Source organism: Cellulosimicrobium sp. TH-20 (genome assembly GCF_002105775.1).
In the GTDB taxonomy this organism is placed as follows: domain Bacteria; phylum Actinomycetota; class Actinomycetes; order Actinomycetales; family Cellulomonadaceae; genus Cellulosimicrobium; species Cellulosimicrobium funkei.
The window spans coordinates 1,828,510-1,850,715 of the sequence record NZ_CP020857.1 but is presented as its reverse complement, the minus strand read 5'-3'; the positions used below and the strand labels follow the sequence as shown (position 1 = coordinate 1,850,715).

At 74.7% G+C, this 22,206-nt stretch carries 12 protein-coding genes and 2 pseudogenes; 6 read left to right on the top strand and 8 right to left on the bottom strand.

Going from position 1 to position 22,206, the window contains the following annotated elements; all coding sequences use genetic code 11:
* Positions 1-2: 2 nt before the first annotated feature.
* Positions 3-3,755: a transcription-repair coupling factor gene (gene mfd / locus B8281_RS08220; protein ID WP_085387462.1), complete on the bottom strand. Its 3,753-nt coding sequence runs from the start codon at positions 3,753-3,755 to the stop codon at positions 3-5.
* 110 nt (positions 3,756-3,865) lie between these two features.
* Complete coding sequence (locus tag B8281_RS08215) at positions 3,866-5,209, bottom strand: oligosaccharide flippase family protein (RefSeq protein WP_232322728.1); 1,344 nt, start codon at positions 5,207-5,209, stop codon at positions 3,866-3,868.
* A gap of 209 nt (positions 5,210-5,418) precedes the next feature.
* Here B8281_RS08215 and B8281_RS08210 point away from each other — a divergent pair, with 209 nt between their 5' ends.
* Both B8281_RS08210 and B8281_RS08205 read left to right on the top strand, forming a co-directional pair.
* On the top strand, positions 5,419-6,882 hold the full coding sequence (locus tag B8281_RS08210; RefSeq protein ID WP_085387461.1) for a polysaccharide biosynthesis tyrosine autokinase: 1,464 nt from the start codon (positions 5,419-5,421) through the stop codon (positions 6,880-6,882).
* Between the two features lie 18 nt (positions 6,883-6,900).
* Positions 6,901-8,190 (top strand): hypothetical protein, encoded by a 1,290-nt coding sequence (locus B8281_RS08205; RefSeq protein ID WP_085387460.1) that lies wholly within the window; start codon positions 6,901-6,903, stop codon positions 8,188-8,190.
* Positions 8,191-8,251: 61 nt separating this feature from the next.
* Here B8281_RS08205 and B8281_RS08200 read toward each other — a convergent pair whose 3' ends face one another.
* The 3 genes from B8281_RS08200 to B8281_RS08190 form a co-directional block, all read right to left on the bottom strand.
* A complete protein-coding gene (locus B8281_RS08200) occupies positions 8,252-12,571 on the bottom strand; it encodes a LamG-like jellyroll fold domain-containing protein (protein ID WP_198163186.1) in 4,320 nt (1,439 codons plus the stop codon).
* A gap of 128 nt (positions 12,572-12,699) precedes the next feature.
* Positions 12,700-13,428 carry a hypothetical protein gene (locus tag B8281_RS08195; protein WP_085387458.1) on the bottom strand — a complete coding sequence of 243 codons (729 nt, stop codon included), beginning with the start codon at positions 13,426-13,428 and terminating at the stop codon, positions 12,700-12,702.
* The gene (locus tag B8281_RS08190) at positions 13,425-14,405 is read right to left on the bottom strand and encodes a glycosyltransferase (protein WP_232322727.1); all 981 of its coding nucleotides are present in this window, start codon (positions 14,403-14,405) and stop codon (positions 13,425-13,427) included. The genes B8281_RS08195 and B8281_RS08190 overlap by 4 nt, the downstream gene beginning before the upstream one ends.
* 205 nt (positions 14,406-14,610) lie before the next feature.
* Here B8281_RS08190 and B8281_RS08185 point away from each other — a divergent pair, with 205 nt between their 5' ends.
* From B8281_RS08185 to B8281_RS08170, 4 genes are read left to right on the top strand one after another with little or no spacing between them, the layout of a single operon-like run.
* Complete coding sequence (locus B8281_RS08185; RefSeq protein ID WP_085387457.1) at positions 14,611-15,372, top strand: CDP-alcohol phosphatidyltransferase family protein; 762 nt, start codon at positions 14,611-14,613, stop codon at positions 15,370-15,372.
* Complete coding sequence (locus B8281_RS08180; RefSeq protein ID WP_232322726.1) at positions 15,369-16,409, top strand: glycosyl transferase; 1,041 nt, start codon at positions 15,369-15,371, stop codon at positions 16,407-16,409. The genes B8281_RS08185 and B8281_RS08180 overlap by 4 nt, the downstream gene beginning before the upstream one ends.
* Entirely contained in the window at positions 16,406-17,725 is a 1,320-nt protein-coding gene (locus B8281_RS08175; protein ID WP_085387455.1) for a phenylacetate--CoA ligase family protein, read from the top strand. Before B8281_RS08180 ends, B8281_RS08175 begins: the two co-directional genes overlap by 4 nt.
* Positions 17,709-18,722 (top strand): glycosyltransferase family 2 protein, encoded by a 1,014-nt coding sequence (locus B8281_RS08170; protein ID WP_085387454.1) that lies wholly within the window; start codon positions 17,709-17,711, stop codon positions 18,720-18,722. The genes B8281_RS08175 and B8281_RS08170 overlap by 17 nt, the downstream gene beginning before the upstream one ends.
* Here B8281_RS08170 and B8281_RS08165 read toward each other — a convergent pair.
* The 3 genes and pseudogenes from B8281_RS08165 to B8281_RS19820 form a co-directional block, all read right to left on the bottom strand.
* Positions 18,653-19,786 carry a glycosyltransferase gene (locus tag B8281_RS08165; RefSeq protein WP_085387453.1) on the bottom strand — a complete coding sequence of 378 codons (1,134 nt, stop codon included), beginning with the start codon at positions 19,784-19,786 and terminating at the stop codon, positions 18,653-18,655. The two genes, B8281_RS08170 and B8281_RS08165, sit on opposite strands and share 70 nt — an antisense overlap.
* Positions 19,783-20,637 (bottom strand): annotated as a pseudogene (locus B8281_RS19825) (glycosyltransferase); the annotation flags it as partial. The gene B8281_RS08165 and the pseudogene B8281_RS19825, both read right to left, overlap by 4 nt.
* A 297-nt stretch (positions 20,638-20,934) precedes the next feature.
* Positions 20,935-22,053, bottom strand: a pseudogene (locus tag B8281_RS19820) (DUF1972 domain-containing protein); the annotation flags it as partial.
* Positions 22,054-22,206 lie beyond the last annotated feature (153 nt).

Genomic DNA, 22,206 nt, shown 5'->3' with positions numbered 1-22,206 from the left:
CGTCAGCGGGCCGACGACGTCCCCACCGTCGCGGCCGCGCTCACCTCGCCGAGCACCACGGCGTCGATGAGCTGGCGCGCCCAACCGAGCACCTCCGCGCCGCGCAGCGGACGGCCGCCGATGCGTGCCGTCGTCGGGTACGGCACGAGGATCGCGCGGATCGCGGGCTTGAGCAGCGTGCCCGGGTAGAGGCGCTTGAGCCGCAGCTGCGCCGACTCGGGGAGGTCGACCGGCGCGAACCGGATGAACTTGCCCTGCGCCGTGACGTCCGTGAGCCCCGCCCGGCGGGCGTGGTTGCGGAAGTCCGCGACGTCGAACAGCGCGGACGCGACGTCCGGGAGCGCCCCGTAGCGGTCGACGAGCTCGGCCCGCACCTCGGCGAGCTCCGGCGCGTCCGCCGCGGCGGCGATCTTCTTGTACGCCTCGAGCCGCAGGCGCTCGGTCGCGATGTAGGACTCCGGCAGGTGCGCGTCGACCGGGAGCTCGATCGAGACCTCCGGCTGCTCCTCGGGCCCGTCGCCGCGGTAGTTCGCGACGGCCTCCCCCACCATGCGCACGTACAGGTCGAACCCGACGCCCGCGATGTGGCCGGACTGCTCCCCGCCGAGCAGGTTGCCCGCGCCGCGGATCTCGAGGTCCTTCATGGCGACCTGCATGCCTGCGCCGAGGTCGGTGTGGGCCGCGATCGTGGCGAGGCGGTCGTGCGCGGTCTCGGTGAGGGGCCGCTCGGGCGGGTACAGGAAGTACGCGTACGCGCGCTCGCGCCCGCGGCCCACGCGGCCGCGGAGCTGGTGGAGCTGGGACAGGCCGAGCATGTCCGCGCGCTCGAGGATCAGCGTGTTCGCGTTGGAGATGTCGAGGCCCGTCTCGATGATCGTCGTGCAGACGAGGACGTCGAGCTCCTTCTCCCAGAACGCCCGGATCACCTGGTCGAGCTGGTGCTCGTTCATCTTGCCGTGCGCGACGCCCACGCGGGCCTCGGGGACGAGCTCGCGCAGCCGCGCCGCGGTGCGCTCGATCGTCTCGACCTTGTTGTGCACGTAGAACACCTGGCCCTCGCGCAGGAGCTCGCGGCGCAGCGCCGCGGCGATCTGCTTCTCCTCGTACGCCCCGACGTACGTGAGGACGGGGTGCCGCTCCTCCGGCGGGGTCGCGAGCGTCGACATCTCGCGGATGCCCGTGACGGCCATCTCGAGCGTGCGCGGGATCGGGGTCGCGGACATGGCGAGCACGTCCACGTTGGTCCGCAACTGCTTGAGCGTCTCCTTGTGCTCGACGCCGAACCGCTGCTCCTCGTCGATGATGACGAGGCCCAGGTCCTTGAACCGCACGCTGCCCGTGATGAGGCGGTGGGTGCCGATGACGACGTCCACCGTCCCCTGGGCCAGCCCGTCCACGACCTCCTCGGACTCCTTGGGGGTCTGGAAGCGCGACAGCGCCTTGACCGTCACGGGGAAGCCCGCGTACCGCTCGGAGAACGTCTCGAGGTGCTGCTGCACGAGCAGCGTCGTGGGCACGAGCACCGCGACCTGCTTGCCGTCCTGGACCGCCTTGAACGCCGCGCGGATCGCGATCTCCGTCTTGCCGTAGCCGACGTCGCCGCACACGAGCCGGTCCATCGGGACCGTCTTCTCCATGTCGGCCTTGACCTCGTCGATCGTCGCGAGCTGGTCGGGCGTCTCGACGTACGCGAACGCGTCCTCCAGCTCGCGCTGCCACGGCGTGTCCGGGCCGAACGCGTGGCCCTGCGTGGCCATGCGCGCCGAGTACAGGCGGATGAGCTCACCCGCGATCTCCTTGACGTGCTTGCGCGCGCGGGACTTCGTCTTGGCCCAGTCCGACCCGCCCATCTTGTTGAGGCTCGGAGCCTCGCCGCCCGTGTACTTCGTGACCTGGTCGAGCTGGTCCATGGGCACGAAGAGGCGGTCGCCCGGCTGGCCACGCTTGCTCGACGCGTACTCGATCACGAGGTACTCGCGCGTCGCGGCGTTGCCGCCCGTGCCGAGCGTCCGCTGCACCAGCTCGACGAAGCGGCCCACGCCGTGCTGCTCGTGCACCACGAAGTCGCCCGCCTTGAGCTGGAGCGGGTCGACGACGTTGCGACGCCGGCTGGGCATCTTGCGCATGTCGCGCGTGCTCGTGCCGGCCCGGCCCGTGAGGTCGGCCTCGGAGAAGACGGCGAGCCGCAGCCCCGGCGCGACGAAGCCCTTGCCGACCATCGCCGGCGTGACGAGGACGATGCCGCCCTCGGGCTCGTCGTCGAGCCGCGGCACGAGGCGCGCGGGCGTGTCGGCCGCGCCGAGCTGCTCGACCATGCGCTTGGCCGGCCCGTGGCCCTCCGTCGTGAGCACGAGCCGCCAGCCCGCGTGCTGCAGCCCGCGCACGTCGTCGAGCGCGCGCGCCACGTCGCCGCGGTAGGACTCGACGTCGCGCGCGCCGAGCGTGAAGGTCGGCACGCCGTCGGCGCTCTCGCCGACGTGGGCGGCCGTCGTGCCCGCGCCGCCGCTCGACGTGGCGGCGTCCGCAGCGGCGCTCCCGTCGGCGTCCGGCGGGACGTCGAGGTCGGGGTTGTCGAGCGCGAACGACGACAGCGTCCACCAGCCCAGACCGCGGCGCTGCGCGACCGCGCGCACCTCGGAGAACGTCTCGAACGACGCCGCGGAGAGGTCAACCGGCGCCTTGCCGCCCGCCACCGCGCCCGTCCAGGCCGCGGCGAGGAACTCCTCCGTGGTCGCCACCAGGTCGTGCGCGCGACGGCGCACGCGCTCGGCGTCGTCGACGACGAGGAGCGCGTCGTCGGGCACGAGCTCGAGCACCGGGACCATGCGGTCCACGAGCACCGGCGCGAGGGACTCCATGCCCTCGACCGCGACGCCCGCCGCGAGCCGGTCGAGCATCTCGGTCGCGCCCGGCAGGTCCTCCACCAGCGCGGCGGCGCGCGCCCGCACCGAGTCCGTGAGCAGGATCTCGCGGCACGGCGGCGCCCACAGCCCGTGCTCGGCGATCTCCAGGCTGCGCTGGTCCGCGACCGCGAACCAGCGGATCTCCGACACCTCGTCGCCCCAGAACTCCACGCGCAGCGGGTGGTCCTCCGTGGGCGGGAAGATGTCGAGGATGCCGCCGCGGACCGCGAACTCGCCGCGCCGCTCGACCATGTCCACGCGCGTGTACGCCGCCGCGACGAGCCGCTCCGCGACGTCGGTGAGGTCCGCCGTCGTGCCCGCGTGCAGCTCGACCGGCTCGAGGTCCCCCAGCCCGTCCACGACGGGCTGCAGGAGCGCCCGGACCGGCATGACGAGCACCCGGACGGGACCGGACGGGCCGACCTCCGGGTCCGGGTGCGCGAGGCGGCGGAACACCGCGATGCGCTTGGCGACCGTGTCCGCGCGCGGGCTCAGGCGCTCGTGCGGCAGCGTCTCCCAGCTCGGCAGCACCGCGACGACGTCGCCCAGCTCGTCCGGCAGGTAGGCGCGCACGCTCGCGGCCAGCTCGTCCGCGTCGCGCCCCGTCGCGGTGACCACCACGAGCGGGCGCGAGCCCGCGGCCCACGCCGGGCCACCCCCGCCGCCCGACGCCGGGGCGTCGCCGTCCGGCACCGGCCCCGTCGCGCGCGCCCCCGCCATCGCCGCGAGGAGCGGCGGGCGGACGCCGGCCGGGCCGACGACGTCGGCCTCGCCGCGGGCGCGCACGTGCTCGACCGCGGCCGCCGCGGCCTGGTCGGCGAGCAGCGCGGGCAGGATGCCGGTGAGGTTCATGGAGGTCCTTCGAGGAGAGGGCACGACGACGGTCCCGACCGGGGCGGGCGATCGGGTCCGGCGTCCACACTACGCGCGTGGACCCACATCGTTCCGCGCGCGGGCGTGCGTCAGGCCCCCGCCACCGGGGCTTCCTCCGAGCGCCCCGCCGCCGCGGCCCGCCGTCGGGCGCGCAGGTCCCGGGCGACCCAGATCGAGTTCGGCACCACCTGGAAGACGAGGATCGCGACCGCCGACCCGACGACCGGCCCGGCCGCGCCCAGCGGCTCGATGAGCACCCAGGAGAGCGCCACGTTGCTCACGGTCATGAGCAGGACGGGGACGACCTGGAACCGCAGGCCGCGCTCGTCGGTCATGTACATGCCCGGCGGGTAGTTGAGCGCCTGGACCGCGACGAGCGCGCAGTAGCCCAGGACCAGCGCGAGCGGCACGGTGATCTTGCCGTCGGCGACCACGTCCTGGAGGAACGGCAGGCACAGCGCGAGCACCGTCGACAGCAGCACGCCCCCGGCGAGGAACGCGAGGGAGATCCGGAACGGGCTCATCACCTCGTCGCGCGCCCGCGCCTGCGCGAAGTAGGGCCACATGCTGACGCCCGCCGCGATGATCGCCTGCATGACGAGCCCGAAGAGCTGGGTCGCGAACGTGTACTGCGCGAGCGCCTGCGTCGTGGACAGGTGGGACAGGAGCAGCCGGTCGCTCTGCATCGCGACCGGCATCGCGACGGACTGCACGAGCATCGGCACCGCGACCGCGGCCACCGGCACCCCGGGCACCGCCCGGCGCCGCGGGACGTCGCGGAACGCCCGGCCGACCTGGGGCGCGAGCAGGCGCGCCGCGACGCTCACCGTGATCGCCGACGCGAGCCCGGCCGCGACGTAGGAGACGAGGGCGACGTAGTCGCCGCCCTGCCCCTTGCCGACAAGGACGAGCACGACGACGCCGACGAAGAAGAGCGGCGACACGACGCCCTGGAGGAACGTCTGGAGCACGTTCTGCTTGAGCCCGATGAGGACCCGGATGCCGATCCCCAGCGGGAGCGACAGCCCGAACACGACGAGGCACAGCGTCGCGACGACGTCCCCGCCCGCGACGAGGCCGTCGCCCAGCAGGAGGGGCCACCACCCGAGGAGCTGGATCGCCACGCACACGGCGGCGATGATCAGGCCCGAGACGGTGAGGACGCGCAGCGCCGTCGTCAGCGTCCGGTGGACCCGCTCCGACTCGCGCGGGGACGACGCCTCCGCGATGGCGTTGATGACGACCGCGCCGATGCCCAGGTCGGCGAACGGCAGGAGGTTGCGCAGCCCGTTGAGCAGACCGTACTGGGCGTAGGACGCGACGCCGAAGTGCTCGATGATCAGGCGGCTGGTGACGATCCCGAGGAGCCCCGCCAGGCCCATCACGGCGACCTTGGCGCCGGCCGTCCCGGTCACCGAACGCCAGAGGCCCACTCGTCCTCCTCGTGCTCCCGGTGCGTCGCCCGCAGGCCCGAGCGCCGGTCCGCTGCCCGGAATTCACGATCTTAGGACCTTCTCCACGAGATCCGACCGTCGCGGGAGGGTGAATCCCGCCCGACCTGCGGCGTCCGTCCGGTGCGCCCGACTACGGTGGACGGCAGGGCCCGTCGCCGACGGTGCCGACCGGCCGCGGAGGGCGAGAGATGACGCTGCGCGAGTACGTGACCGCGGTGCTGCGCCACTGGGTCGTGGTCGCCGTGTGCGCCGTCCTGGGGGCGGTCGCCGGGTTCGGCTACGCGCGCTCGGAACCGAAGGTGTACCAGTCGTCGGCGTCCGTGATGGTCGTCCCCGAGCAGGGCGAGAACGCCGCCGAGCTCGTGCAGGGCTCGAACTACGTGCAGAACCTCGTGGCGTCGTACGCGGTGCTCGCGCAGTCGCCGTACGTGCTCGAGCCCGTGATCGAGGACCTGGGCCTCGACACCACGCCCGCCCGCCTGGCCCGCAGCGTCAGCGTGAACACGCCGCTCAACACGGTCGTCATCGAGATCGCGGTGAGCGACACCTCGCCGGACCGCGCGCGGGAGATCGCCGACGGGATCAGCGACCAGCTCGCGCTGGCCGTCCCCGAGCTGTCGCCGCAGCTGGCCGACCGCTCGTCGGCCGTGCGGATCACGACGATCGCCCCCGCGCGCCAGCCCGTGAACCCCATCGCGCCCAACACGCGCATGCTCATGATGGTCGGCCTCGCCGCGGGGCTCGCCGTCGGCGTGACGTACGCCGTCCTGCGCGAGCTGCTCGCGCGCCGCGTCGTCAGCTCGTCGTCGATCCAGTCGATGCTCGGGGTGCCGTTCCTCGGCGAGGTGGTCAAGGTGCCGTCGCGCACGTCGCTGCCCGCCGTCGTCGCCGCCGGTCCGGGGAGCCGCCCGTCCGAGAGCGTGCGCACGCTCGTCGCCAACGTGCGCTTCGCGGACGTCGACCACGGCCGCCGCGTGCTCATGGTCTCCTCCGGCGACGCGGGCGAGGGGAAGAGCTCGATCGCGATCAGCCTCGCGCTCTCGCTCGCCGAGGACGGGAGCAGCGTGCTCCTCGTCGACGCCGACCTGCGCCGGCCCTCGATCGCGCGCGTCACCGGGCTGGAGGGGTCGGTCGGCCTGACGAACCTGCTCGTCGGCGACGTGGCCCAGGAGGACATCGTGCTCCCCTGGACGCGCCCCAACCTCTTCGTGCTGCCGAGCGGCGTCCTGCCCGCGAACCCCGGCGTGCTGCTGTCCTCCGAGCGGCTCGTCGCCGTGATCGGCGACCTGCGGACGCACTACGACTACGTCGTGATCGACACCGCGCCGATCCTCCCGCTGAGCGACCCGCTCTGGCTCTCGCGCGCCGTGGACGGCGTGCTCGTCGTCGCCCGGGCCCGCAAGACCCGCATCTCGCGGCTGCGCCAGACGGTCGACAAGTTCGAGCGGGGCGAGGCGGACGTCATCGGCATCGTGCTCAACGACGTCAAGCCGCGCGGGCGCAGCGCCTACTACGTCAACGACTCCCGGGTCGGCGTCCCCGGCGCGTTCTCGCGCGAGGCCGGGTCCCCCGACGTCAGCCCCGCCGCGACGGCCGACGACGCGGCGGCGCCGCGCGCCGTCGAGGACGCGGACCGCCGCACGACGCCGTGACGACCGGGTGACGACGCGATGACGGCGCGCGCCGGGGCCGAGCCCGGGACCGGGCCTTCGACGACCGTCCCGACGGCGGAGCCCCTCCCGGGGGTGTCCGACGTCGCGACGCGCATCGCGGCCGGCGCGGCCGCCCTCGCGTGCGGCGCCTGGATCCCGATCGTCGCGGGGATCACCCCGGCGATCGTCGTCGGGCTCGTGCTGCTCCCCGTGTGGCTCCCCGTCGTGCGCCGGTCCCGGCCCGGCCGGTGGTTCGTGGGGCTCGGCGTCCTCGCCCTGCTGAGCGGCGTCCTGCTCACCGAGCTCTCCGCCCCGGACCGCGTGCTGTCGTCGCTGGCCCTGCGAGACGGTCTCATCACGCTCTCAGCGCTCGTCCTCGGCGCCGGGGTGCTCCTGTGGTGCCGCGCCGTCCTCGAGACCTCGACCGTCGCCGTCCTCTTCGGGGTCGGCGCGCTCGTCGCGGCCGCCCTGCGCACCGGCGGCGCCGACAACCCCTGGAAGTACACGTTCGGCATGCCCGTGACCGTGCTCGTGCTCGCGCTGTGCCTCAGCACGCGGTCGCGCGGGCTGCAGGTCGTCGCCGCCCTCGCGCTCGCCGGGGTCTCCGCGGTCAACGACTCGCGCTCGGCCGCGACGACGATGCTCATGGTCGCTCTCCTCGTCGCCTGGCAGGCGATGCGCACCGGCCTGCGCGTGCGGTCCGGCGGGGTGCGCGTCGCGACGCAGCTCGGCGTGCTCGCGCTCGTCGTCTTCCTCGGGATGCAGACCCTCGTGCTCGACGGCTACCTGGGCGCGGACGCGCAGCAGCGCACGGAGATGCAGATCCAGACGTCGGGCTCCGTCTTCACGGGCGGGCGACCCGAGATGGGCGCCGCGACCGCGCTGGTGGCGGCCCGGCCCTGGGGGTACGGCGCGGGCGCCGTGCCCAACCTCCAGGACCTGCTCACCGCGAAGACCGGGATGGCACGTCTCAACTACGACCCCAACAACGGCTACGTGGAGAAGTATCTCTTCGGGTCGGGCTTCGAGGTGCACTCCGTGCTCGGCGACCAGTGGATCCGGTTCGGGCTCGTCGGCATGCTGTTCGCCGTCGCGTGCGTCGTCGTCGTCTGGCGCGGCACGCTGGCCGACCTCGGCCGCAACGCGGCGTCGGCGCTCCTGCTCTACCTCGCGCTCTCGTGCGCGTGGGACCTGCTCTTCAGCCCGTTCTACTCGGTGTCCGCCACCGTCCTCATGCTCGGCGTGGCGATCGCGACCCCGTACACGCTGCCCGACCGCGGCAGCACCGTCCCGGTCGGCTCCCCCTGAGCACGCCGGTGCCCCCGGGTCGAGGACCCGGGGGCACCGGCGGACGTGCGGGGCGGCGGGCCTACGGCTCGCGCACCACCTTGACGTCGTCGAACGACACGCGCGTCGTCGGGTTGGTGGACGCCGAGCTCACGGCCACCTTGATGCTCACCGTGCCGGGCGACTGGAGCGCCGCCGTCGTGTCGGTCGCCTCGAGGTGCCACGCCTGCGCCGGGCCGGCCGCCGTGGGCCACACCTTGGCGGAGAGCGTCGTCGGGGACGTCCCGACCGCCGAGATCGACACGGTGTACCGCGTGCCGGGTGCGTACGTCGCGGGGAGCAGCTGGTTCCCGAGGAGCGTCTCGTCCCGGAGCAGGTACAGCCGCATGAGCCCGTTGGGCTCGAGGCGGACGCGCGCGGAGTACGTGCTCGTCCCGACCTGCCGGCCGATGAGCGTGACCGACGTCGTCCCGCCCACCGACGCGACGTCCGACCAGAACGTCGTCTCGGTGCGGGCCCGCGACTCCGAGACCCCCGCCAGGCGCGCCTCGCGCGTCCAGGAGGGCGACATCGTCAACGTGCCGGCCGAGTCCGCGACCGAGAAGGCCGCGGCCCCGCCGAGCGCGGACCACGCCGCGCCCGACGTCGTCGTGCCCCAGCCGGAGGTCACCGCGCGGTCGAACGTGTCGCGCGCGACGACGTCCTCCGCCGGCGCGGTCGCCACGACGTCGTGCGACACGGAGGACGTGCCCCCGCGGTCGTCCGTCACCGTGAGCGTGACCGTGTACGTCCCGGCCTGCGCGTAGGTGTGCGAGGCCGTGGCGCCCTCCGCGGTCGCGTCGTCCCCGAAGCTCCACGCGTACGACGCGATCGTGCCGTCCGGGTCGCTCGACGACGAGCCGTCCACCGCGACGGTGAGGTCCGTCGTGGAGGCCGTGAACGCCGCCTGCGGCTTCACGTTCGGTGCGAGCACCTTCACCGAGGTCGTGGCGGTGGCCGTGGCGCCACGGTCGTCGGTCACGTCGAGCGTGATCGTGTACGTCCCCGGCGCGTCGTAGGTGTGGGTCGCCGTCGCCCCGGTGCCGGTCGCGCCGTCACCGAAGTCCCACGCGTACCCGGTCAGGGTGCCGTCCGGGTCGCTCGACCCCGAGCCGTCGACCGACACCGTGAGCCCGTCGGCCTGCGCCGTCACGACCGCCTGCGGCGGGACGTTCGGCGTGGTGCCGGAGCCCAGCTGGAAGTGCTGCTTCACCTGGGCCGGCGTGAGCACGACCGGGTAGACGGCCGCCTCGTCGAGGTAGCCCTTCCAGTAGGTGTCGCCCTCCCAGCCGTTGTCGCCGCCGAGCCGCCAGTAGCCGGTGTTGTTCTCCGGCACCGCCTTGTCGTTCGACCCGACGAGCTCGCCGTCGAGGTAGAGCCGCATGCCCGCGCTCGACTGCGTCGCCACGACGTGGTGCCAGGCGTTGTCCCGGTACGACCCGGTGGTGCTGAGCACCTGCTGCGCGCCGTCGTACGTGCCGAACTTCACCTTGCCGTCCGGCGACATGTACACGTGGCGGTCGTAGTTGGAGCTCGTGCCCGTCCGGCTGCTGCCGAACCCGATGAGCTTCCCGCCGGTCGTGGTGTCGGTCTTGAACCACGTCTCGACCGAGTACACCGTCGGGTTGGCGTAGCTGCGCTGGCTCGCGACCAGCCCGCCGTTCCAGGTGCCGAAGATGTTCTTCGTCGGCTGGAAGCGCACCGCCTTGTCCGTCACGCCCGTGAGCGCGCCGGTCTGCGACTTCGTCACGGGGCCGGAGTACGAGCCGTCGGACGCGTCGGGGCCGGAGTCCTTCGCGACCGAGCCCGAGGACTCGCCGAGCCGCCAGTAGAGCGTCGGCTCGAGCGAGTAGACCGCCTGGCCGTACGCGTCCTGCGGTGCGGCGGCCCCGGCCGCGGGACGGCCGCTCGCCGTCCAGTGGTCGGAGACCTCGCCGCGGGTGAGCGCACGGTCGTACACGGCGACGTCGGAGATGGTGCCGTTGAAGAAGTTCGAGCTCCCGCTGTTCGGCCAGCCCGACTGGCTGTCCCCACCGACGCGCCAGTAGCCCGAGTAGGACTGCGCCGACGTCGTGTCGCTGCGCTGACCCGCCTTGACGCCGTCGACCCAGAAGGTCATGCCGGAGCCGTCGAGCGTACCGACCACGTGGTGCCACGCGCCGTCGTTGTACGAGGCGGCGGTCGTGATCTCGCGGACCATCCCCGGGTGGACGCCGAACGTCAGGCGCCCCGAGTTGTTCATGTAGATGTGCCGGTCGTAGCTCGACGACGTGCCGGTCTTGGCGTTGCCGAAGCCGACGATCTTGCCGCCCGATGTCGAGGTCGTGCGGAACCAGGCCTCGACGGAGAACCGCTGCGGTCCGGTGGTCGCGGTCGGGGTGCTCCCGGAGACGCCGTTGGCGCCCGAGAAGCGCGTCGCCTTCGCGGTCGGCGGGACGTCCTTGCCGTCGACGCCGCGGGTCGTGCCGTTCGTGAGCGCGAGGTCGGACAGCGAGGCCCAGTCGGTCGCGCTGCTCCCGCTCGCCTCGTTCATCGGCCAGTAGCTCACCGGCGAGTCGCCGAGCACCGAGTCGTTGTAGGCCGTGCTCGACCCCTGCGCCGCGATCGTGACCGGCGTCCAGTTCGAGACCGTGGAGTTGCCGTCGCCGTCGATCACCTTGACGCGGTACTCGACCGTGCTGCCCGGCGCGAGGCCGGAGTCGGTGTAGCCCATGGTCGGGCGCACCCAGTACGTGGACGACGCCTTCTGCGTGGAGATCGGGGCGGTCGTGCCGCGGCGGTACAGCTCGTATGTCAGCTCGGCGTTGTCCTGGTCGATGTTCGCCGGCCAGGAGACGCGGGCGCTCCCGCTGATGAGCGACCGGGTCGAGATGGTGTACTGCCCGCCCTGGATCGTCGGGCCGATCTTCGTCGGAGCGACGTCGCGCCGCGCGAACCGGACCAGGCCCTGCTGCCGGGCCCCGGCGACGCGCGTGAACTCGCCGCCGTACACGACGTACTTGTCGTTGGCCGTGATGTCCCACCCGGCCTGCGAGATCCCGGACGCGCTGCCCGTGCTCCACGTCGGGTACCAGTGCAGCAGCTTGCCCGCCGTCTGGCCCGTGAAGCTGCGGTAGCCCCAGATGTCCGGGGTGATCTTGCGGTCCGACGGCTCCTTGGCGAAGGCCAGCGAGTGGTTCACCGTCCAGGGGTCCGTCTGCGGGAACTCGCCGATGTTGCCGCAGTAGTGCGCGTGGGTCGCGACGTAGACGGAGTCACCGGCGGGGTACACGGAGTAGGTGTCGCCGTGGCAGTCCTCCATCCAGACGAGCGACCCGTCGGACCAGCTCGCGCGGAACGAGCCCTCGAAGTCGTCCTCCGTCTTGCTGCCGCCGTAGTCGTAGCCCGACCCGTAGACGCTGTCGCCGTCGGACGCGAGCGAGTAGATCGCGGCGTTGTCGCCGCCGTTGCGGATCACGGAGTTGACGGCCCACGGGAGCACGGTGCCCGTCGTCGCGTCGAGGGCCGCCATGCCACGGCCGGGGTTCGTCGACCCGTTGGTGCTCGTGAAGGAGCCCGCGACGACCACCTTGGCGCCGTCGGGCGAGATCTCGATCGCGCGGCCGCCGTACCCGCCGGCGAGCTCCGGCGCGAAGCCGAGCAGCGCGCCCGTGGACGCGTCCAGCGCGGCGATGCGGGCGCGCGCGGTGTTGTTGACGTTGGAGAACTCACCGGTGATGTAGACCGTGGAGTTCGTCGCCTTGATGTCGTAGACCGTGGAGTTTGTGCCCGGGTTCCAGCTCGAGACGAGCGCGCCGGTCGCGGTGTCGAACGCCGCGAGGCGGTACCGCGTCTGGCCGGCGATCTCGGTGAACGCGCCCGCGACGTAGAGCCGCTTGCCGTCCGGCGACGACGAGATCGCGAGGACGCGACCGTTCGTGCCCGGGTTCCAGGACGCGTCGAGCACGCCGGTCTCGACGTCGTACCGCAGGATGTTGGCGCGCGGGGTCTCCCCCGTCCCGGCCGCCGCACCCGCGGGGCGTGCCGAGGTGAACTGGCCGCCGGCGTACGCGCGGCCGCCGACGATGGTCTGCGCCCAGACGATCCCGTCGATCTGGGTCGTGGGCAGGGGGTCGGCCGTGACCGGGACGGTCGCGTCGGCCGGGGTGGCGGCCGCGGCGACCGGCACGTCGGGCGCGACGGCGGCGGGGGCCGCGGCGGGCGCCGCGCTCTCGACCGCGCCGGCCGCCGGGGCGACGAGGGCCGTCGCGACGAGGGCGGCGACGGTCAGCCCGGCGACGCGGCCGACGACGCGTCGCCGTCCCGGCGGCGCGCCCCGAAGAGAGCCCTGGACGACCGTCCGACTCACATCATTGTTTTTCATGGGTCACTCTCTTCGTCGCGGACCCGCGGAAATGCCGGTCCATCAGCCGGACGTTGTGACTGTAGCGCCGGCGAACCGGCCGCAGAACGGCGCGAGCGGGCGAAATTTACCGCCCCTTCCCGCGCGGGTCAGGACAGATCGCCGCGAAATACCACGGTCGACGTGCCCGGCGCGTACTCCACCGCGACGGTGACGTCGTCGCGGTCGGCGTCGGGGATGGAGAACAGGACGACGCCCGTCCCGCTCTCGCCCGGGGCGAGCTCGCCCTCGAAGGGCCGGCCGCCGGGCTGCACGAGGCGCCCGGCCGGCGCGCGGTCCTCGCCCGTGTAGGCGTTGACCACGGCGTAGGAGAGGTCGAGCGGGGCGTCGGTCCCGTTCGTGACCTCGACGGTGAGGCGGACGGCCGGACCCGAGGTCTCGCCCGCGGCCACGGCCTCGCCCTCGACGTGCTCGACCTGCGCGAGCCGCACGGTGACGCCGTCGGGCGCCTGGACCGTCTGGTCGGGCGCGGCCGGCTCGAGCTCGGGGGCCACGGGCACGACGGCGGGGTCCGCCCCGTCGGTCTCGCCCGTCCCGGCGGCCGCGTCGCCGTCCGCCGCGGCGCCGCCGTCCCCGTCGCCCGCGTCGTCCGCGGTCGCGTCCGCCGAGGCGTCGCCGCTCTCCTCCGGGGAGGCGACCGGCGCGGGCGTGACCGTCCCGCCCGGGGACTCGTCGCCGTCGGACCGCCACGGCTGCAGCACGACGAGGGTGACGGCGACCGCGAGCGCGACCGCCGCCCCGATCACCGCGACGGCACGGCGGGAGGGCCGCCGCGTCGGGGTGGCGCCCTCGGGGGCGCCGTCGTTCTCCGCGTTCATCGTCCGCCTCCGGTCGTGCTCCGTGCCGGCTCGCGCCGGTCCGCCGTCGCGGCGCCCTGCCGGGCCGCCCGCCGGCCGTCGCGCAGCCCGCGCCAGGCCGCCCGCAGCGGGACGACCGGCCGCAGGAACTGGCGCCGGCCGCCGCGCCGCAGGACCGCGCGGGCGTTGCCCGGCGCGCTGCGCCGCCAGCGCCGCACGGACACCTCGTCGAGGTGCTGCGCGGCGAACAGCATCCGGTTGCGGATGTTGTAGTAGTAGTACGTCTCCGACTTGGCCTCCGGCCGCTGCCGGCCGTCGCGGTGGGTCCCGCCCTCGTCGTGGACCGCGACGGCGTCCTCGACGACGGCGACCCGGCCGCCCGCGCGCTGCAGACGGTAGGACAGGTCGACGTCCTCCCAGTAGAGGAAGTAGGCGTCGTCGAACCCGCCCGTGCGCTCCCAGACCTCCCGGGTGACGAGCAGGCACGCGCCGCTGAGCCACTCCACGCGCGCGGCGCCCGGGTGCTCGTCGCGGCGCGACGGCGCGCGGAACGTGCCGTCGTCGAGGTAGACGTCGAGGCCCCCGAACCAGCGGCGCCCGGCGGGCGTGAGGACGACCGGGGACACGAGGAGCAGGCGGTCGTCCTGGACGGCCGCCCGCAGGGTCCGGACGTCGGCCGCGGCGATCGTCGCGTCGGGGTTGAGCAGGAGCACCTCGGCGGCGCCCGCGCCGAACGCCGCGCGCATCCCCAGGTTGGCACCGCCGCCGAAACCCAGGTTCTCCGCCGGGGTCAGCAGGTCCCAGCCGCGCTCGCCCGCCAGGCGGGAGACCCGCTCGCGCTCCGGCGTCGTCGACCGGTTGTCGACGACGACCACGCGGGCCTCCCCGACCGCGCCGCGCGCGCCGAGGTTGCGCTCGAGGAGCGCGGCGGAGCCGTAGCTCACGACCACGATCGCGAGGTCGCCGGAGGCGTCCGAGACGTCGTCCACGGTCGTCACCTCCAGGTCCTGGCACGTCGGCCGTCGCGGCGATCCTAAGCCCGCCGTCGGGCCGTGACGCCGGAATTCACCCGGGCGAGATACAACCTCACCCGCTGTTCACCCGCCCCCGCCTGGATACGATTCTCGGCACGGTCGGGGGCGGGCAGACAATCCGTCGCCGCCGCTTCCCAGAAGCTCCCCCCGTCTCTTTCGCGAGGTGCCCATGTCCGAGTTCGGCGCGGCGATGACGCGACTGCACGACGCGCAGAAGTCCTCGAGCGGCGCGGCCGCGTACTCGCGCTTCGTCAACCGCCCGCTCGGCCGCCCGCTCGCCGCGGGCGCGTACGTGCTCGGCCTGACGCCGGACGCGGTGACGCTCGTCAGCGCAGCGACGACGCTCGCCGGGATCGCGACCATCGCGCTCGCCGAGCCGACGCTCGGGTCGTCGCTCGCGGCCGTCGTGCTCCTCGTCCTCGGGTACGCCCTCGACTCCGCGGACGGCCAGCTCGCGCGGCTCTCGCGGTCGGGGAGCGCGGCGGGCGAGTGGCTCGACCACTTCTTCGACGCCCTCAAGACGGTGGCCCTGCACCTCGCGGTGCTCGTCTGCTGGTTCCGGTACTACGACGTCGACGCCGGCTGGCTCGTCGTGCCCCTCGCGTTCTGCGTCGTGAGCAGCACGTTCTTCTTCGGGATCGTCGCGGTCGACCTGGTGCGCCGCGCCAAGGGCTCGCCGGGCGGGGCCGCGCACGGGACCGGGGGCCGGCTCCGCGAGCACCCGCTCTACACGCTCGCGGTGCTCCCGACCGACTACGGCTTCCTGTGCCTCTCGTTCGCGCTGCTGTGGCTCCCCTCCGCGTTCCTCGTCGTGTACACCGCGCTGGCCGTCGTGAACGCGCTCGTCCTGCCCCTCGCGGCCGTGCGGTGGTACCGGTCGCTCCAGGCCCTGGAACGCGGCGCGGCGACCACGGCGGGAGTCCCCTCGTGAGGCCCGTGCGGGTGATGCAGTCGTTCCGCGCGCCGCGGCCGACCACGAACCCGTACATCACCCAGCTCGACGCGGCCCTCGCGGCGGAGCCGTCCGTGGAGCACCTGCGCTTCGACTGGCGCACGGCGATCGTGGGCCGCTACGACGTCTTCCACTGGCACTGGCCCGAGGGCAAGCTCGAGGGCACCACGTGGTGGAAGGCCGCCGCGAAGCACGCGCTCGTCGCCGCGATCCTCGTGCGGCACCGCCTGAGCCGCGTGGTCGTCGTGCGGACGGTCCACAACGTCGAGCTGCCCGACGTCCCGCGCGTCTCGCGCTGGCTCCTGGTCCGCGTCGACCGCTCGACGGACCATCGCATCGTCCTCAACGAGACGACCGAGCTGCCCCCGGAGCAGCCGCGCACCACGATCCTCCACGGCCACTACCGCGACTGGTTCGCCCGGTACGCCCGGGACGAGCGGGTCCCGGGGCGTGCGGGCTACTTCGGCGGCGTGCGTCGCTACAAGAGCGTGGGCGACCTCGTGCGCGCCTACCGCGAGGCGCGCGCCCTGCGCGACGACCTGAGCCTGGAGATCGGCGGGCGCCCGTCGTCGGCCGAGCTCGAGACCTCGCTGCGCGCGGAGACCGCGGACCTGCCCGGCGTCGAGCTGACCCTGCGCTTCCTCCAGGACGACGAGCTCGTCGCCCTCGCCTCGCGGTCCCAGCTCGTGGTGCTGGCGTACCGGTTCATGCACAACTCCGGGAGCGTGCTCGCCGCGCTGTCGCTCGACCGCCCGGTCCTCGTGCCGCGCAACGCGGTGAACGAGGCCCTCGCGAAGGAGGTGGGCGACGAGTGGGTGCTCATGTTCGACGACCGGCTCACGGGCGAGCGCCTCGTCGGGGCGCTCGCCGAGGCGGCCGCGATCCCGGACGGCGCGCGACCGGACCTGTCGCGCCGCGAGTGGACGGACGCGGGGGCGGCGCACGCCCGCGCCTACCGCTCCGCCCTGGCGGGCCGGCGGTCGCGTCGACGCCCCGGGCAGGAGGGGGCCGCGTGATCGCCGAGGCGGCGTTCCGCGCCAAGACCGCCGTCGTGGGCCGGGACAGCACGGCGCAGCTCGACGCGTTCGTGCGGCACGACGCCCTCCCGGGGCCGGCGCTCGAGCAGCTCTCGCGCGAGCGCGCGCTGCGGCACGCCCGGTTCGCGTCCGAGCACAGCCCGTTCTACAGGGACCTCTACCGCGACGCCGGGATCACGGCCGCCGACCTCCACGACGACGCGGTGCTCGACGCGCTCCCCCTCGTCGACAAGCCCGCGCTGCGCGAGCACTTCGACACGATCCGCACCGACGAGGCGACGGACCGCACGTCCGCGACGTCGCGCACGGGCGGCAGCACGGGTCTCCCGCTGCACGTGCTGCGCGACCTGCGTTTCCCGGCGCGCGCGCTCGAGTGGCGCCTGTTCCGGTGGTGGGGCGTCGAGCCGTGGGAGGACCGCGGCATCATCACCCGGCACATGCTGGAGGGGCTCGCGCGCGTCCGCCACGACCTGCAGTGGCTCCCGAGCCGCCGCGTGCAGCTCGACGCGTTCCGCATCACGGACGAGACGGTCACCGAGTTCGCGCGCCGCTGGAACCGGCTGCGGCCGCCCTTCCTGCTCGGCTACGGCGGGGGCGTGCTCGAGCTCGTCCGGCGCACCGGGCGGCTCGGCATCGAGCTCGCGCCGCCGCGCGCGGTCGCGGTCACGGCCGCGCCGCTCGCCCCGGGCGTCCGCGCGGAGATCGCGACGGCGCTCCGGGCCCCCGTCTACGACCACTACCGCAGCGCCGAGGTGCCGTGGATCGCGGGCGAGTGCGCCGAGCAGTCGGGGATGCACGTGTTCTGGGACGTGCGCCGCGTCGAGATCCTCGACGACGACGACCGCCCCGTCCCCGACGGGCAGGAGGGCAACGTCGTCGTCACCGACCTGACGAACCGCGTGTTCCCCGTGGTGCGGTACCGCCTCGGCGACGTGAGCAGCATCCGCCGCGAGACGTGCGCGTGCGGGCGGTCCCTGCCCCGGCTCGGCGCCGTCTCCGGGCGGGCGTCCGACGCCGTCCGGCTCCCGGACGGGACGACCATCGCCGGCGCGCTGGGCCACATCTTCGACCACGCGCCGCTCTCGGTGCGCCAGTTCGAGATCGTGCAGGGCCGTGACTACGCGGTGACGCTGCGCTGCATCCCGGCGAGCGACGAGCGCGCCGACATCGAGCGGGCCCTCGCGACGCTGCGCCGCGCGACGCGCGGGCTCGTGCCGGTGACGCTCGAGCTCGTCGACCACATCCCGCAGGTGGGCGGGAAGATGAGGTTCATCCGCAGTGACGCCCCCTCCTGAGCTCCGGCTGGTCGTCGCGGTCCCGACGTTCCGGCGCCCCGCGACGCTCGCCGGGCTGCTCGCACGGCTGCCCGAGCGGGTGGCCGAGGTGGAGGGCGCCCGGGTGGAGGTGCTCGTCCTGGACAACGACCCCGCTGGGTCGGCGCGGCAGGTCGTGCGGGACGCCCCGCTGCCCGTGCGCTACGTCGTCGAGCCGCGCCCGGGCATCGCCGCCGTGCGCGACCGCGCGCTCGACGAGACGGCCGACGCCGACCTGCTCGCGTTCCTCGACGACGACGAGCGCCCGCGCGAGCGGTGGCTCGCGGCCCTCGTGGACACGTGGCGCGAGACGGGTCGCCCGGCGGCCGTCATGGGCCGCGTGATCTCCGTGTTCGCGCACGAGCCCGACCCGTGGCTGCTCGCGACGGGCGTGTTCCGCCGTCGACCGCGCCCGACCGGGATCGAGATCCCCGTCGCGGCGAGCGGGAACCTCCTGCTGGACCTGCGGCAGGTGCGGTCGCTCGGGACCCGGTTCGACGTCACGCTGGGCCTCGCCGGGGGCGAGGACACGCTCTTCTCGCGCGCGCTCGTCGCCGCGGGCGGCCGGATCGTGTGGTGCAACGAGTCCGAGGCGGAGGACCTCGTCCCGGCCGAGCGCATGACCCGGGCCTGGGCCATGCGGCGCGCGTTCAACGGCGGGAACGGCGCCGTGCAGGTCGACCTCCGCCTCGCCCGGGGCCCCGCGCGCCGGGCGCTCGTGCGGGCTCGCGCGCTCGTCGGGGGCACGGGCCGCACCGTCGCGGGCGCGGCCCGGCACGTCTGGGGCCGCTGGACGGGAGACCTGGAGAGCGACGCGCGCGGCCTGCGCACGAGCCACCGGGGCCGGGGCATGGTCGCCGGTGCGTTCGGGCACCTGCACCGGCAGTACGCCCGCGACGGCGCGACGCCTCAGGGGGCGAGGCCCGCCTCCTCGGCGACCGGCTCGAACGACGAGACCGCGGCGGGGATCTCCGCCTGAGCGACGAGCGCCCGCGTGAGCAGCACGTACCGCGCGACGTAGTCCTCCTGCCGCAGGCCCCGCGCCCGGACGTCCGCGGCGCTCGTCGCCTCCCCCGGGCCGAGCGCGTGCCGCACCGCGTCGGCGAGCGCTCCTGCGTCGTGCGGGGCGACGAGCCGGGCCCGCGTCCCCGCGACGTAGTCCCGCACCCCGCCCGCGTCCGTCACGACGAGCGCGCGGCCCGCCGCCATCGCCTCGACGCACGCCGTCGCACCGGACGCGTGCCGGTTCTCGCGCAGCGGCACGACGACGACCCGGCAGCCCTCGTAGAGCCGCGCGAGCTCGGCGCGGCCCGTCGCGGGCGCGACGTCGACCCGGCCCGGGACCGCGACCCGGGCCGCGGCCGCCGACCGCGACGCGACGCGCGCGGTCACGCCGGGCAGCAGGTCGAGCGCGGCGCGCAGCACGGCCCAGTCCCGGTCCCGGTCGTTGCCCACGGCCAGCACCTCGGGCGCGGTCCCGGGGCCGTCGGTCCCGGCGGCACTCCCCTCCCCCGTCGCGGGCGCCGTCCCGAACGGGACGAGGACGACCCGACGACCGGGCACCCGGTCCAGCGCCACGCGCCGGTTGACGTCGCTGTGCACCGCCTCGACCGCGTGCCCGCGCAGCACGGCCGCGAAGAGACGGCGGCGGGCGCGACCGAGGTCGTCCCACCGGTCCCAGAGCCACACGGACTGCGCGAGGACGGCGGGCCTGCGGCGTCGGGGCAGCGTCGCGCGCACGAGGCCGACCGCGAGGTGCTCGCGCTCGGTGTGCGTCCACACGACGTCGGCGCTCCCCAGGAGCGCGCGGTTGCGCCACGCGTGCACGACGTCGGTCCCGAGCCGCGCCGCGAGCGCGCGCCGCACGCGCGCCACGGACGGCCGCTCGCGGTGGGACACGCTCCACGCGAGGTCGACCGTGCCCGCGGCGAGGTCGTAGCCGTAGGGCGTGCGGTCCAGGGTCTCCCCCGCCGCGTACCGCGCCCGCCACGCCACCGGGTCCTGCTCGTGCGCGAGGTGCACGACGACACGGGGCCGCGTCACGGGACGAGCCCGCGGAGCCGCTCCACCACGCGGTCCCACTCGTACCGGGCGAGCAGCCGCTCGCGCAGCGCGGCGTCCGGGGTCGTCCCCCAGGCGGCGTCCAGCGCGGCCGCGACGTCGCGCGACGGCGCGTCGAGCGGGACGAAGCGCGCGAGGCCGTCGGCGAGCTCGCGGAAGACGGGGGTGTCGGCCAGCACGAGCGGCGAGCCGAAGTGCGTCGCCTCCAGCACGGGCAGCCCGAAGCCCTCGTCGCGCGACAGGAACGCCGTGACGGCGGCGCGGGAGTAGAGCCACGCGAGCTCGGCGTCGTCGATCGCGCCGAGCAGCCGCACCGCACCGCTCGCGAGGAGCGCGTCCGTGCCGGGCGGGAGGTCCGGGGCGACGCCGGAGTGCTCGGCTCCCCCGACGACCAGGAGCGGCGCCTCGGGCCCCAGCCGCGCGGACAGCGGGACGGCGCGCAGCACGGCCTCGAGGTTCTTGCGGACGTTGAGGCGCCCGACGCACAGCGCGAACGGGAGCCCCGGGTCGATCCCTGCGGGCGGGCGCGGGACGGCGTCGGTCAGGGTGCGCGGCACGCCCAGCCCCACGGGCGTGACCGGGCGGCCGGAGCGGCCCTCGATGCGGTCCGCCTCCGTGCGCGACGACGTCGCGACCGCGTCCGCCGCGCGCAAGAGCGGGATCATCGGCGCGAAGTACGCGCGCTCGGTCCGCGAGAACCACTCGGGGTGGTCGCGGAACATCACGTCGTGGACGAACGTCACCGCCGGGACCCGCCCGACCGGCGTGTAGTTGTGGGCGACGACGACGTCCGCGTGGACCGTCCGCGCGAGCCGGCCGAGCTCGACCGCGTTCGACAGCGCGTGCGGGTACAGGCGCGTCCCGATCGTCCGCGCGCCGGGCGGCAGGTCCGACGGCGCAGCACTCTCCCCGCCGCGGACGGCGAGCACGAGCTCGTCCTGCGGGAACCGCTCGTGCCAGTGGTGGATGAGCGCGCGCTGGACCGACCGGTTCGAGAACGGCCCCCGGTCCCACCAGTAGGCGTCGAACAGGACCCGGCGGGGCGGGTCACCGAGGGCCGGGTCACCGAGGGCCGGGTCACCGGCGGCTGCGGCGGGGCGAGGCGCGTCCTGCCGGTCCGCGGCAGCGGCGCGACGGCGCGCGGTCCGCCACGGCCCGGGCGTGCGCCGGGCCGAGAGGTCGCGCGCGAGCTGCTCGTACCCGTCGGCGACGTCGTCCCACGAGTAGTCCTCGGCCCGCTTGCGGTTCGCGCGGCCGCGCTCGATCGTCCCGAGCTCGTCGCGCTCGGCGTCCTCCAGGATCCCGGCGAGGTCGTGCGGGCCGCGGAAGTAGAGGCCGGGGTCGCGCACGACCTCGCGGTTGAAGTCCACGTCGAACGCGACGACGGGCGCGCCGGCGCCGATCGCGCGCAGGAGCGAGGGGTTGGTCCCCCCGACGGAGTGCCCGTGGACGTAGGTGAACGCGGACGCGTAGAGGTCGTCGAGCAGCTCCTGGTCCCACACCGCGCCGAGCAGCCGGACCCGCTCGTCCCCCTGCGCGAGCCGGTCGATCCGGTCGGTGTACTCCGCGGAGTACGGCGCCGAGCCGACGACCACGAGGGGCTTCGTCGCGGCGGACCGCACGTAGCCCTCGACGATCTCCTGCACGTGGTTCTCGGGCTCGAACCGCGCGACGACGAGGTGGTAGCCCTCGGGCTCCAGCCCGAGCTCGGCGACGCGCGCGCCGCGGTCGTCGTCGAGCAACGGGGCGCCGTACGCGATGAGCGACGACGGGACGCCGTACTCGCGCGCGTAGTAGTCCTGGATGCCCCGGGCGTCGGCGATGATCGCGTCGGAGCACCGGACGGCCGTCGTCTCGGCCGCGCGATAGTAGCGGCGGCCCGCGGGGCCCCACTTCGCGCGCCGCCACTCGAGCCCGTCCACGTGGGTCGCGACCGGGATGCGCGCCGCGCGCAGCAGCGGCAGGAACGGGGCGTTGGCCGCGTTGAAGACGAAGGCCGCGTCCGTGCGGTGCGCGACGAGGTGGGCGACGGACAGGCCCGTGTGGCTCAGCGTCTCGAGCGAGCGGCTGCGCAGCGCGCCCGCCGTGACGACCTCCATGCCGAGGTGCTCGCGGACGACGTCCTCGGTGTTCCCCGTGCGCGTGTAGACGCGGACGCGGTGCCCGCGCGCCGCGAGGCGCGAGCCGACCTCCTCGACCGCCGTCTCGAAGCCGCCGTACCTTGCCGGGACGCCGCGCGTGCCCACCATCGCGATGCTCAGCGTCGCCGCCACCGTCACTCCCGCCCTGCCGCCCTGTGCCTTCCTGCGAGGCTAGTGGTGCGCGGGGCCCGTGGGGCCGGGTTCCCGGAGCCTCACCCGGGTGATTTCCCCGGCGGCACGGGGTGGAGGGGCCGTGACGGG

What these genes read in the sequence shown, in the direction of transcription:
- B8281_RS08210 (WP_085387461.1), top strand. Translation starts at nt 5,419, where the DNA reads ATGACGCTGCGCGAGTACGTGACCGCGGTGCTGCGCCACTGGGTCGTG.
- B8281_RS08205 (WP_085387460.1), top strand. Translation starts at nt 6,901, where the DNA reads ATGACGGCGCGCGCCGGGGCCGAGCCCGGGACCGGGCCTTCGACGACC.
- B8281_RS08185 (WP_085387457.1), top strand. Translation starts at nt 14,611, where the DNA reads ATGTCCGAGTTCGGCGCGGCGATGACGCGACTGCACGACGCGCAGAAG.
- mfd (WP_085387462.1), bottom strand. Translation starts at nt 3,755, where the DNA reads ATGAACCTCACCGGCATCCTGCCCGCGCTGCTCGCCGACCAGGCCGCG.
- B8281_RS08195 (WP_085387458.1), bottom strand. Translation starts at nt 13,428, where the DNA reads ATGAACGCGGAGAACGACGGCGCCCCCGAGGGCGCCACCCCGACGCGG.
- B8281_RS08200 (WP_198163186.1), bottom strand. Translation starts at nt 12,571, where the DNA reads ATGAAAAACAATGATGTGAGTCGGACGGTCGTCCAGGGCTCTCTTCGG.